The 12,228-nt window shown below is 69.1% G+C and carries 9 protein-coding genes and 1 CRISPR repeat array (1 of these 10 only partly in view); of the genes, 1 reads left to right on the top strand and 8 read right to left on the bottom strand.

Going from position 1 to position 12,228, the window contains the following annotated elements:
* Window positions 1-2,912: a CRISPR direct-repeat array (repeat unit 37 nt; unit sequence GTTTCAACCCACGCTCCCCGCGTTCACGGGGAGCGAC) (it extends 1,614 nt beyond the left edge of the window).
* A gap of 182 nt (window positions 2,913-3,094) precedes the next feature.
* Genes cas2 through HV826_RS19765 form a run of 7 tightly spaced genes read right to left on the bottom strand, consistent with a single transcriptional unit; the run spans window position 3,095 to window position 10,695 of the window.
* Window positions 3,095-3,394 carry a CRISPR-associated endonuclease Cas2 gene (cas2, locus tag HV826_RS19795; protein ID WP_176418591.1) on the bottom strand — a complete coding sequence of 100 codons (300 nt, stop codon included), beginning with the start codon at window positions 3,392-3,394 and terminating at the stop codon, window positions 3,095-3,097.
* Window positions 3,394-4,422, bottom strand: a complete 1,029-nt coding sequence (gene cas1c, locus HV826_RS19790) for a type I-C CRISPR-associated endonuclease Cas1c (protein WP_176418590.1) — start codon at window positions 4,420-4,422, stop codon at window positions 3,394-3,396. The genes cas2 and cas1c overlap by 1 nt, the downstream gene beginning before the upstream one ends.
* Before the next feature lie 12 nt (window positions 4,423-4,434).
* Window positions 4,435-5,076, bottom strand: coding sequence for a CRISPR-associated protein Cas4 (gene cas4, locus HV826_RS19785; protein ID WP_176418589.1), 642 nt, complete (start codon window positions 5,074-5,076; stop codon window positions 4,435-4,437).
* A complete protein-coding gene (gene cas7c / locus HV826_RS19780) occupies window positions 5,073-5,987 on the bottom strand; it encodes a type I-C CRISPR-associated protein Cas7/Csd2 (protein ID WP_176418588.1) in 915 nt (304 codons plus the stop codon). Before cas7c ends, cas4 begins: the two co-directional genes overlap by 4 nt.
* A gap of 38 nt (window positions 5,988-6,025) precedes the next feature.
* Entirely contained in the window at window positions 6,026-7,771 is a 1,746-nt protein-coding gene (gene cas8c / locus HV826_RS19775) for a type I-C CRISPR-associated protein Cas8c/Csd1 (protein WP_176418587.1), read from the bottom strand.
* On the bottom strand, window positions 7,768-8,427 hold the full coding sequence (gene cas5c / locus HV826_RS19770) for a type I-C CRISPR-associated protein Cas5c (protein ID WP_176418586.1): 660 nt from the start codon (window positions 8,425-8,427) through the stop codon (window positions 7,768-7,770). The genes cas8c and cas5c overlap by 4 nt, the downstream gene beginning before the upstream one ends.
* 21 nt (window positions 8,428-8,448) lie before the next feature.
* Window positions 8,449-10,695 carry a CRISPR-associated endonuclease Cas3'' gene (locus HV826_RS19765; RefSeq protein ID WP_255217303.1) on the bottom strand — a complete coding sequence of 749 codons (2,247 nt, stop codon included), beginning with the start codon at window positions 10,693-10,695 and terminating at the stop codon, window positions 8,449-8,451.
* 345 nt (window positions 10,696-11,040) lie between these two features.
* Between HV826_RS19765 and HV826_RS19760 the strand changes: the two genes are divergently transcribed.
* Window positions 11,041-11,754, top strand: coding sequence for an esterase family protein (locus HV826_RS19760; protein WP_176418584.1), 714 nt, complete (start codon window positions 11,041-11,043; stop codon window positions 11,752-11,754).
* A 15-nt stretch (window positions 11,755-11,769) separates the two neighbouring features.
* Here the strand turns inward: HV826_RS19760 and HV826_RS19755 are convergent.
* Window positions 11,770-12,228 (bottom strand): MATE family efflux transporter (locus HV826_RS19755; RefSeq protein WP_255217302.1); only part of this gene is annotated, 459 nt, incomplete at its 5' end.

Genomic DNA, 12,228 nt, shown 5'->3' with positions numbered 1-12,228 from the left:
GCTGGCCGCCCTCGGTGTTTCAACCCACGCTCCCCGCGTTCACGGGGAGCGACTGAGGCCGCCCGTGGGCGCGGGCAGGTGCGCCGTCTGTTTCAACCCACGCTCCCCGCGTTCACGGGGAGCGACCCTCACCCCCTCCGCGCTCCAGCCTGACACTCTGTTTCAACCCACGCTCCCCGCGTTCACGGGGAGCGACCCGGGACGTGGGCAAGGGCCTCGTGGCCCTGGTGTTTCAACCCACGCTCCCCGCGTTCACGGGGAGCGACGTTGAGCGCAACGGCCTGTTCGTGGGCCTATGGGTTTCAACCCACGCTCCCCGCGTTCACGGGGAGCGACCTGCTCGCCCGGAGTCCGGTCCGCAATGGCCGTCCAGTTTCAACCCACGCTCCCCGCGTTCACGGGGAGCGACCAGTTGACATGCGCTCGGCTTGACGCGCCCTCAAAGTTTCAACCCACGCTCCCCGCGTTCACGGGGAGCGACCGGTCGCCTTGGACCGTGCCAGGGATGGCACTCCAGTTTCAACCCACGCTCCCCGCGTTCACGGGGAGCGACGTGGCTGCTCCAATCATGCACTGGCGTCTCGCGGTTTCAACCCACGCTCCCCGCGTTCACGGGGAGCGACTACTGCCTGCCGAGCCCGACCGGCCGCCTGAGCCGAAGTTTCAACCCACGCTCCCCGCGTTCACGGGGAGCGACCAGGTGGTGGACGTGGACGCTAGCGAGCCGGAGTTGTTTCAACCCACGCTCCCCGCGTTCACGGGGAGCGACGATGCGCTCGAATGGGGCGTTGAGGTTGGAGCGGTTTCAACCCACGCTCCCCGCGTTCACGGGGAGCGACGCGGCGCGGTGCAGTCCCTCCTCGCGTCGGACACGTTTCAACCCACGCTCCCCGCGTTCACGGGGAGCGACGCGCGCTCCTGGGCCAGTTGGCGCTTGAGGAGGTTTCAACCCACGCTCCCCGCGTTCACGGGGAGCGACGGGCGATGCAGTCCAACCCTTTGGAGACGCCATGGTTTCAACCCACGCTCCCCGCGTTCACGGGGAGCGACTACTTCGCCGCCGCAGCGCTGACGGGACTGCTGGCGTTTCAACCCACGCTCCCCGCGTTCACGGGGAGCGACCTGACGCGCTGGAGGCCCTGTTGCCGAATCTTCCGGTTTCAACCCACGCTCCCCGCGTTCACGGGGAGCGACAGGGCGGCCCGTGGGACACGGACCCCGCCGAGATGTGGTTTCAACCCACGCTCCCCGCGTTCACGGGGAGCGACCATGCTGCACCTGCACCGGCGTCACGAGCAGGTGTTTCAACCCACGCTCCCCGCGTTCACGGGGAGCGACACCAGCGCGCCAGAGAACCCCGACATCCAAGTCCAGTTTCAACCCACGCTCCCCGCGTTCACGGGGAGCGACCGCCAACTGATTGGCGACGCGCCGGTATTCGGCAGGTTTCAACCCACGCTCCCCGCGTTCACGGGGAGCGACGTGGACCTCGGCGGACGTCCCCAGCACCTTGTGGTTTCAACCCACGCTCCCCGCGTTCACGGGGAGCGACGACTTCGCCAGCGCCGTTGACCTGCGCGTGCCAGTTTCAACCCACGCTCCCCGCGTTCACGGGGAGCGACGGCGAGATTGAACACGTCCCCTACGTCATCCGGTTTCAACCCACGCTCCCCGCGTTCACGGGGAGCGACCCCTTCTTCCTTTCGGACGCGCGCGCGAAGCGGTTTCAACCCACGCTCCCCGCGTTCACGGGGAGCGACCGGGGACGATGATTTTGATGAACTCCTTGTCCACGTTTCAACCCACGCTCCCCGCGTTCACGGGGAGCGACTCGGCCGCGTAGGCGTAGAGGTCGTCCGCGCTCTTGTTTCAACCCACGCTCCCCGCGTTCACGGGGAGCGACACCCATCCGGACATGGTGCGCCAAGAATGACGACATGACGTTTCAACCCACGCTCCCCGCGTTCACGGGGAGCGACCGTACACCTCCCGCTCCACGGGGCACGCCTTCAGGTTTCAACCCACGCTCCCCGCGTTCACGGGGAGCGACGACCGACGGGCGGGACAACTCCAGGACGGCGAAGCCACAGGTTTCAACCCACGCTCCCCGCGTTCACGGGGAGCGACTTCGCGAGCAGGAAGGCCCGCTGCGTCACGGACGGGTTTCAACCCACGCTCCCCGCGTTCACGGGGAGCGACCACCACCTTCAGCGGTGCGCCAGTCCTCGCCATCAGTTTCAACCCACGCTCCCCGCGTTCACGGGGAGCGACTACGGCCAGCGCATGGGCGCCAACGACTACGACGGTTTCAACCCACGCTCCCCGCGTTCACGGGGAGCGACATTCACTCGGGATGCAGGTGTCAGCGCACGCCAGGTTTCAACCCACGCTCCCCGCGTTCACGGGGAGCGACGCTTCGTCGGGCCCTGCGCTAGTTACGGAGGGCGAGTTTCAACCCACGCTCCCCGCGTTCACGGGGAGCGACTTCTCGTCGCCTTGTCGATGTCAGCCTCAGATCTGTTTCAACCCACGCTCCCCGCGTTCACGGGGAGCGACGACGCCGCGTTGGAGGAGGCGGCGAAGGTGGTCCAGTTTCAACCCACGCTCCCCGCGTTCACGGGGAGCGACTTGGCCCCTCTGCCTTGTCGCGGTGCGCCGCCTTGTTTCAACCCACGCTCCCCGCGTTCACGGGGAGCGACCGAACGGCAAGAGCGCCACGTTCCCGGCGAGCTGGTTTCAACCCACGCTCCCCGCGTTCACGGGGAGCGACCATCACGCTTGTGCATGGCGACGGCCCGCCCGGGTTTCAACCCACGCTCCCCGCGTTCACGGGGAGCGACCTCAGCGCGTTCACCAACCTGGGCTCAATCCAGCAGTTTCAACCCACGCTCCCCGCGTTCACGGGGAGCGACGCCGCAGCTCCAACATAGCGTTCTGACTACGGAATCCGGCCGGATTTCGCGAACCGGCCCTCGCCGCCACGAAAGCGCCCCGTCGTTCCTGCCGCCCACGCCCCCAACCCACTGATTCTATTCGGGATTTCAAAGAGCGCGAACCCTCGACGGAGCGCACACCGGGAGCGGTTCGCGGGGGCCTACAGGACCAGGGGTCCCTCGACGTCCAGGGGTGCCCTGGCGCCGTGATGCTCCGTCTTCCGGGCATCATCTTCCGACAGGAAGTAGAAGCGCAGGCTGTCACATTCCGAGTCAAGTATGCCAAGCAAGCGGGCGCGCAGGACGACCCAGTCCTTCGGCTCCAGGACACACTCGAAGACAGAGTATTGCACTCGTACGCCATGGTCTCTGCAAGCCCGCGCAAGCTTGCGCAGGCGCCGGGGCCCCTGGGGGTCCGACACCCGCACGTCGTAACAAATCAACACAGTTAATCTACGCATCAGCGCATCGCGAAGGGAGGGTAGCCGTCCAGCTCCCCTCGGAGGTGACGCGCCAGCAGCAGCGCTTGCAGGTGAGGCGCCATGCCCCAGGTCGTCTCCTGCCCCAGGAACGCGTGCCGCACCCCCACCTGCTTCGCCTCCTGGTACGCCACGAGGAACGTCTTGCGCGCATCGTCCTTCAGCAACACGGCCCCCGCCGACTCCGTGCGGAAGTCCCCGGGCTTCAGTTGGCCCCGGTTCACCAACGAGAAGACGAGCCGGTCCACCACCGGCGCACGGAACTCCTCCATCAAATCCAGCGCCAACGACAAGCGCCCCGGTCGGTCCTCGTGCAAGAACCCCACGGCGGGGTCGAGCCCCACGCCCGCGAGCGCCCCCGCGCAGTCCTGCGCCAGCAGCGCATAGCCAAACGAGAGCATCGCGTTCAGCGGATTCCTCGGGGGCCGCCGGTTGCGGCCATCGAACTCGAAACCACTGGCGCTCTTCTTCAGCAGCGACGGAAAGGCCTCGAAGTAGTCGCGCGCCGCGATGCCTTCCAGCCCCCGCACCTGGTCCAAGTCCTCCACGCGGCACAGCGCGCGCAGGTGCGCCGACAGCCGCCGCGCCGTTTCCGACAGGGCCACCTGCCGCTCAGGTGCCGCGTCACGCCGGGCGTGCAATACGAACTGCCGCGCGTTCCCGAGCTTCCCCACCACCAAGGCCCGGGAGATGGCCACCGAGCGAGCGACATCATCCGCCGCCCGGTACTGCTGCCGCCGCAACAGGACGTTGCCGCCCGGCACGCCCTCCACCCGCGCCAGGAAGCGCCCCGTCATCCCGAAGAAGGAGACGTGGATGCCCGCCTCCAGGCAGCTCTCCATCAACTCCGGCGTCAGCCACGCGCGCGTCAGGCACACCACCGAGCGCAGGTGCCGCAAGGGGACCTCCGCCTTCTTCTGCTCCTGCACCGTCACCACCACGCACTCGCCTTCCTTGTTCAGGCGAGTCCCCTCGGCGGTGATGAACAGCGTGTTCAGCGCGGTCGTCATGCGTTCCTCCGTTCAGCCGTCCTCGTCCATCCACCGCGCCAGGAAGTCCTGAACGCTCCGCTGCCCCGCCGTCACCTGCGGGAGACACAGCGGCTCCAGCGAGCACCCGTCACACCTTGGCGCGCGCGCCACGACAGGGACCTCCTGCCGGCGCAGCACCTCGTGCATGCGCGTGATGGCGTCCTCGGTCCGCTGACGCAGCCGCGCGTCGAAGGGCACCGCCTCACGCTTGTGCTCCGTCCCGTAGAAGAGCGCCCCTTCCGGGATGTCCACGCCGTGCATCTCCTCCAGGCACAGCGCCTGCGCGCAGAGTTGCACGCGGTCCGCCTCACCCGCCTTGCGCCGGCCGCGCTTCACCTCCACCGGATAGGGCCGCCAGCCCGCCCCCTTCGCGTCCCGCTGGTACTCGACCAGGTCCGCGCGCCCGGACACGCGCAGCCGCTGCGAGCCCAGCAACACGGCCCGCTCCACCCGCCGCCCCACCCGCGCGTCATGCCCCGGCAGGTCCACGCGCTCGTGCAGCAACCTGCCGGAGGCGGTGTTGACGTCCTCGCGCCATTGCCGCTCGACGTGGATGAGCGCCGCCTGCCGCTCGCAGTACAGCAGGTGCTGGAGCGCCGACAGCGCCACCCACGTCTCGCGGTCCGCGCTCATCCCGCCAGCTCCAGCACCTCGATGCCCTGGGGCAGCCCGGCCTTGTCCACGCGGACCTCGTAGTCAGAGAAGCTCCGAGCCGGCTTCTCCGGCTGGGTGCGCGCCGCCTGGACGCGGTCGAACAGCGCGTGCGCAGGGGCGTTGCCCAGCTCCGAGCCATGCTTGAAGACCACCACCTTGCGCATGGACATCAGCCCCCGCGCGGCGCTGCGGTCCAGCTCGAACATGTGCGTGAAGGACTGGAAGAGCAGCTCCAGGTCCGCCGTGCCGAACCCCGTCTGCTTCGCCAGGTGCGGCGAGACGAAGCCGTGCGCCCGGTAGAGCCCGTAGGGCACGGTGTTCTTCCGGCCCATGGTGCGGTTGTCACCGCCCTGCTTCTCGGCCTCGCCCTCCGTCGCCACGGCCATGCGGGTGATGGAGTGCTCCTGCGACACGATGGGATCCACCGAGCGCGCGAAGGTGAGCTGCACCGGCCCACGCACCTGCCCCGCGTTGGCCCCCGTGGACATGACTGCGCCAAAGGTGCGGACGTCGAAGAACGTCTTGCACATCCACGCGCGGCCCTTGTCCACCTCGGAGCCCTGGGCGAACCCCTTGTCGTTGCGCTTCTTCCCGTCCTCGGCGCGGGCGGGCTTCTCGCTCAGGTCGATGCCCAGGCTCTTGTACGCGTCCGCGATGCGGTTGTTCAGGATGGCCTTCTCCTTCACGAAGATGTCCAGCCCCGGCTTGCCCTCCTGCGTGAGCAGGATGAAGTTGCGCACCTTGCGCTTGAGGCTCACGTCCGTCACCAGCCCGTGGCCCGTCTCCGCGTCGATGCGGGGCAGGTTGCCCGCGTCAGGGTCTCCATTGGGGTTTCCATCCAGCACGTCGAAGAACAGGACGAAGTCGTGGCGCTGCTTGAGGTCGGTCATGGCGCTTTCTCTGGGAATGGGGTGAAGACGGGGGAACGTCAGGAGATGGACGCGTCGGGCTCGCCAGGAGCCGGCGCCTCGCGCTTCGTGAAGAACGCCTCGCGCTGGTGGTAGTAGCCGACGGCGAAGAGGCCCTGCGCTTCCAGGTCAAGCACCGGCGGGAACGGCCGCTCCGAAGGAAGCAGTGACATCACCTCTCCCTTCGTCCGCTCCAGCCACCTGCCGTTCTCCGCCGCCTTGGAGGCGTGGTGGACGGAGAGCTGAAGCAACCGGGGGAAGACGGTGACGGGGTTGCGAGACGCGGCGCCGAAGTAGCGGTCGCGGATGGTGGCGTTGAGGTCCTTCAGCGCCGCGCCCTGCAGCCGCTCCAGCACGGCGAAGAGGCGGCCGAGCACATAGGGCTGCGAGGCGTTGTTCTTGTCCAATGACACGGAGACCTCCAGGGGAGTGGTTCCACTTCGAGGGAGTCGCAGCAGGGTGGCTTTGATGAGCGCGACGCGGAGCCGCAGTTGTTCGCGCTCGAACCTCTCGTCGGAGGGCGGCAGCCGCAGCCGGTCCAGCGCGGACGACAGGAGTTGACGCGGAAAGGGTTGTCCTCGCAGCGCCGCGCCCAGCATCCGCGTGGCGACGTCCGGCGACAGGCCACGCCCCGAGGGCGCCTCCACGGCCTTGAGCAGGCGATAGACGGGGATCGGCTTCGCGGGTGCCTGCCCGATGCGGAGGTCATCGAAGTAGCGCCGGATGTTCCGCTTCACCTCGCCCACGCTGGACACGAACCAGTCGCGCACGGCTACGCGGCCCGCGTTGCTCGCCAGCGTGACGGCATAGAAGGCGTGGTCATCCAGTTCGCCTGGCTCCAGGCCGTGCAACGGCGACTCCGCGAAGCGCTGGAGGTCCTCCTCCGTCGGGTCCATCCACGACAGCAGCAGGCTCTCTTCAGACGCGGACGCGCGCGTCCAGAACACGAGCACCGAGCCGTCCCCCAATTGAATGCCCTGCCGGAAGCGGCGCTGCTCCGTCCCACGGAGCATGTCGTTGAGCGCCAGCACGTAGCCCAGCGCCGCCTCCTGGGAGACGGGGGCGTTGTCCCCCTGCTCCAGCCCGTGCGACGAGAATGCGGGCGCGTTGAAGGACACCAGTGAAGCGCCCGCCGGCTGAGCCTCCGGGACGTTCTTCAGCTTGGGATGGGTGGCGGCCACCACCCCCTCCAGCCCTGTCACCAGGCACCGCGCCGTCCGCCCCAGCGCGCGCTTCTCTCCGGAGCGCCGCTCCCAGCAGGTACGAATGGCCGGGTTCTGATGCACGGGCACGGTGGCCTCACCGACGACGAAGGCGAGCAACTCGGAGCCCGTCCATTCCTCCGCGTCGCGAGCCGCCAGCACCTTGCTCCGCTCGGCCTCGTTCGAAAGGAAGGCCTCCACGGCCCGGGCCTCCGGGTCCTTCGTCTCTGCGGCGACCTCCCGCACCGGCTTCAGGAAGGCCTCCAGCCGGGCCACGCGCTTCTCCACGCCTCCAGCCTTTGTCTTGGGCGTGCCCTTCTCGTAGGCGAGGACGTACTTCGGGTTGTCCGCGAAGAAGCCCGCCGCGATGTTTGCTGCCCGCTGCGGCAGCCGGGGAATCGAGAGGGGCTTTCCCCGCCCGTCCTCTCCCGCGGTGCTCTCCAGCGTGACGAACTTCCCCGCCGCGCTGATGCGGATGAAGAAGTCCACGGGCTTGACCTCGTACAGCAGGTCGTCGGTGAGCCCGCGCTCACGGGCGAAGTCGTTCAGTGCCGTCAGCATCATGGGACACCTCCGCCGAGCACCTGCGCCCGAGGCGGCACGCGCAACACCCCATCCTCCAGGAACGCCTGGAAGAACTCGGGGCGCACGGGCTCACCGGGCACGTCGAAGACGAAGTCGTAGAACATGAGCCCCAGGGGCCGCCGCCCGTTGCCCGCTTCGTGCGGCAGCAGGCCGTCCTCGGCGGGCTCCACCCGGGCCGCGAACTCGCGGCAGCCCAGGTAGGGCGCATGGAAGAACTGGCCCCGCTCCAGGCGCCGCTCGAACATGTCCTCGAACTTGCGCGCGTTGTCCTCGGGCCCCGCCTTCCCGGGCACCAGGGTGAAGGACGCGGTGATGACGTAGTCCACGTCCCGCAGCGCCACCGTGTTGCGCTGGGCCCGGTCCTCGTCCGCTGCGTAGTCGAACCTGCCCACCGTGGCGCGGCTGTTGACCTCGTTGCGGCGGAAGCTGGTCCACTTCACCGGCGCGAGCACGGCAATCTCATGGATGTGCCAGCGGATGGCCGGCTTCCACAAGATGGCCTCCAGCACGCCGCGCGCCGCCGAAGGCGTCATCACCTCGTAGCTGACGCGCTCCGCCTTCATCTCGGGCCGCGTGAAGCACGCCACGGGCCCCTGGGCCCTCACGCGAAACCGCCTGCCTGCCGTCGCTGTCATCCACACCTCCTGATGCGTGTCTCAGCCGGGAATGAGGAAGGACGGGTCGAGGATGCCGACCCGGTCCAGGAGAAGGCCGAAGCGCTTGTGGTACGCGGACGCGTGCTCCGGCCCCAGGTACACCACCGTCTCCGCCGCGAGCCGGGCCCACTCCCGCGCCAGCCAGGCCTCCCGGACCTTGCGGGGGACCGTCACCGTGAAGCGTTGCAGCGCGCGCAGCCGATCCCGTGAGGGGCCTCTCTGGCGCAACTCCTCCAGGAGCGCCTCACAGCCCGCGAAGGGCACCACCACCGACGCGCTCCAGTCGTCCTCGACGAGCTTGAAGGCCTTGGACACCGCTTCGAAGTGGAGCTTCTTGCGCAGGTCCTGGATGCCCTTCTCGTCCAGCTTGCGGGTGGCATAGAGCCGCCCGAAGTAGCGCTGGAAGCTCTCGGACGCGAACAGGTCCAGGTCGGGTGCCTGCTCCAGCAGACCGCGAGTCACGTCCTGAGCGGCGCGCGGAACGCCTCGGGGAGGCTGGGTCTCGGGTTCGTAGACGCGCAGCTCGCCGAGCCCGTCCAGCATCCCCTCCCGGTTGCACCGGCCCGCGGCCTGGGCCAGCGAGTCCAGTCCTCCAAGCCCACGAAAGACGACGCGGAAGTCCAGGTCCACGCCCGCCTCCACGAGCTGCGTGGCCACCAGTCGCACCGGCTCCCCTCGCCGCTTGCGGGCCTTGATACCCGCGAGCACCTCCGAGCGATGCACCGGACACATCAACGCGGACAGGTGCAGCGTGTCCTGATGCCCCAGCCGCGCGTCCACGAGCTCGCAGAGCCGCCGCGCGTCGTCCCGCAGGTGGACCACGGCGAGGACGTCCCGCTCGGCCGCCACGGCGTCGGCCAGCTCGGCGTAGGGGAGCTTGCGTCCCAGGGTGGGCCACCGCACCCGCACCCGGCGCAGCCGCTCGAAGGCGCGCACCGAGGCCGGGACGATTTCACGCGCGTCCGGCAGTCCCTCCTGGAAGTCCGGGCGGCGGCCCAGCGCGGGCTGCGTGGCGGTGCAGATGACCACGGAGCAGCCGTAGTCCTTCACCAGCGCGCCCAGGCCATCCAGGATGGGCGCCAGCAGCGACGGCGGCAGCGTCTGCGCCTCGTCGAGCACGATGACGCTCCGGGCCACCCGATGCAGCTTGCGGCACGCCGACGGGCGGCGGGCGAAGAGGCTCTCCAGGAGCTGCACCGTGGTGGTGACGATGACGGGCGCATCCCAGTTCTCACTGGCGACGCGGTTGAGCGGCGTCTCCTTCCCGGGGTCGACGGCGGAGTGGTGCTCGATGACGGCGTGCTCCAGCCCCTGGAAGGCCTGGCGGTACACGTCCGCGCTCTGCTCGATGATGGATGTATACGGAATGGCGACGATGACGCGCTGGAGCCCATGCCGCCGCGCGTGCTCGAGCGCGAAGGCCATGGACGTCAGCGTCTTGCCCCCGCCCGTGGGCACGGTGAGGCTGAAGACGCCTGGCGGCAGGGACGCGGCCTCCACCGCGGCGGAGAGCACCTCGCGCCGCACCCGGTTGACCTCCGTGTCCGGGGCCATGCGCTGCTTCTCGTCCAGGAAGTCACGGAGGCGTTCGGCGAGCTGAGACAGCGTCACCGGTACCTCGCGCTCCACGCCCCGGCTCGCATCGAAGAAGGCCTCCGTGTCCAGGAAGTCCGCGTCGCACAGGATTGAGAAGAGCATCCGCGTCCAGAGCTCCAACTGGAGCGGCGTGAGCCGCAGCAGCGCCCCCGGCTCGAAGCCGAGCGGTCCGTCCAGCAAGGCGGGCACATCACACCGAGCCCTCGCGTCCGCGAGCAACGCCTGCTTCTCCTTGCGCCCCAGGCGCGCCCTGAACGCCGCCAGGTCCGGCAGCCCCGCGTGGTGTCCGGCAATCGCCAGGGCCAGCGGGAGCAGGCGGGGGTCGCGGCGCAGCGCCCAGAGCGCCCCGGCCGTCGAGTGGTCTCGCTCCAGCGCGCCCTCTTTCTCCAGGTGCGCCTCAAAGCGATTCTCCGCGCGGATGCGATACCAGAAGTCTTGTGTGTACTTGCCCAGGTCATGCCAGCGCCCGGTGGCCAGGGCCGGCGCGCGCAAGTCCTCTCGCGGCGCCAGCCTCGCGGCCCACTGCCCCACGGCCTCCAGGTGCTCGCGCAGCAGATGTGGACGGCCATCTTCCGCCACGTGAGCCAAGGGCTCCGCGGTGATTCCGCGTGGCACGGCGGACGGCTCCTGACACCCGAGGTCCTTCGTCATGGCGCTCCCCCCACCGACCGCGCGTCCAGCGGCACGAGCGGACATGCGTGTCTGCATTCTGATTTCCGTCGGATGACCGGCACAAGGTGCCTTGTCCTTCAAACGGCCGGAGCGCGCGCTCCCCCCACGGTGGTATGCCCGGGCGCGAGGAATGCGGGCAGGCTCCCGGCCACACGGGCTTCGCCCTATGAGCGTCATCCGTGGGAGCCGCAACGAACACCCGGGCGGGTAGCCGCCGACTCGGCAAAGTCAGACATCCGCCCAGGTGTTCACTCTCGGCAGTCCGGCGGGCGGGCCTTGCACGCCAGTCGCGGCCTTTGACGCATTGCGATTAAGTTGCGCGCCATGAACCGCGAATACCACCGCTGGTACAGCGAGCGACTGCACCGCGACATGGAGTTGCTCATCTTCGGCCACTCGGGTGAGCCCGTGCTCCTGCTGCCGACGAGCAAGGGCCGCTTCTTCCAGGCCGAGGACTTCGGCCTCATCGGCGCCATCGCCGACCGCGTCCAGTCCGGCCGGTACATCGTGGTGTGCCCGGACTCCGTCGACGAGGAGTCCTGGTTCAACACCGCCATCCCCCCGCGTGAGCGCGTCGTCCGCCATCAGCAGTGGGAGGACTACCTCCTCCACGAGGTGGTGCCCCTGCTCAAGAGCCGCGGCACCGGCGGGCGCCTCACCCTGGCCGGATGCAGCTTCGGCGGCTTTCACGCGTACAACATTGGACTGCGGCACCCGCACGTCTTCCGGCGCCTGCTGTCCATGGGCGGCAAGTTCGAGACGGACGAGTTCCTCGACGGCCACCACGACTCGGACGTCTACTTCCACTCATGCACGGAGTGGCTGCCGAACCTCACGGACCCCGCGCGGCTCTCCGCCCTCCAGCGCGTGGAGCTGGTGCTGGCGGTGGGCGAGCACGACTTCTGCCGCCCCTCCAACGAGCACCTCTCCAACCTGCTGTGGAAGAAGGACATCGGCAACCACCTGGCCGTGTGGCAGGGCGGCACGCACGACTGGCCCGTGTGGCGACAGATGATTCAGCAGTACCTGCCCTGGTAGCCGCGCCGCGCGCCGCTACGCTTCAACTGGACGTAGCGCGCCCGCGCTCATCCGGTTGAAGCGCCACAGCAGCGCCACCGCCACGGTGACGAGGCCCGCGCACAGGCCCCACCAGATGCCCACCACGCCCAGGCCCAGCTTGAAGCCCAGCAGCAGCGTCAGCGGCAGGCCAATGGCGTAGTGCCCCACCATGTTGGCCAGGAACGTGAAGCGCGTGTCGCCCGCGCCGCGCAGCACGCCCGCCCCCACGCCCTGCACGCCGTCGAACACCTGGAAGACGGCGCTCACCATCAGCAGCGGCACCACCAGCGGCAGCACGTCCTCGGGCGCGCCCGCCAGCCTGGCCAGCGCCGTCGGGAACAGCGCGAACAACAGCCCACCCAGCGCCATGAAGCCCGCGCCGCCCGCGAAGGCCATGAAGCCGCTCAGCCGCGCCTGCCGCCCGTTGCGCGCCCCCACCGCCCAGCCCACCCG

Origin of the sequence: Myxococcus sp. AM010, assembly GCF_013372585.1 — a bacterium.
Taxonomy (GTDB): domain Bacteria; phylum Myxococcota; class Myxococcia; order Myxococcales; family Myxococcaceae; genus Myxococcus; species Myxococcus vastator.
This window is presented reverse-complemented; position numbering and strand designations above follow the sequence as displayed.

Coding starts and splice junctions, on each gene's coding strand:
- cas2 (WP_176418591.1), bottom strand. CDS start 3,394: ATGCGTAGATTAACTGTGTTGATTTGTTACGACGTGCGGGTGTCGGAC.
- cas1c (WP_176418590.1), bottom strand. CDS start 4,422: ATGACGACCGCGCTGAACACGCTGTTCATCACCGCCGAGGGGACTCGC.
- cas4 (WP_176418589.1), bottom strand. CDS start 5,076: ATGAGCGCGGACCGCGAGACGTGGGTGGCGCTGTCGGCGCTCCAGCAC.
- cas7c (WP_176418588.1), bottom strand. CDS start 5,987: ATGACCGACCTCAAGCAGCGCCACGACTTCGTCCTGTTCTTCGACGTG.
- cas8c (WP_176418587.1), bottom strand. CDS start 7,771: ATGATGCTGACGGCACTGAACGACTTCGCCCGTGAGCGCGGGCTCACC.
- cas5c (WP_176418586.1), bottom strand. CDS start 8,427: ATGACAGCGACGGCAGGCAGGCGGTTTCGCGTGAGGGCCCAGGGGCCC.
- HV826_RS19765 (WP_255217303.1), bottom strand. CDS start 10,695: ATGACGAAGGACCTCGGGTGTCAGGAGCCGTCCGCCGTGCCACGCGGA.
- HV826_RS19760 (WP_176418584.1), top strand. CDS start 11,041: ATGAACCGCGAATACCACCGCTGGTACAGCGAGCGACTGCACCGCGAC.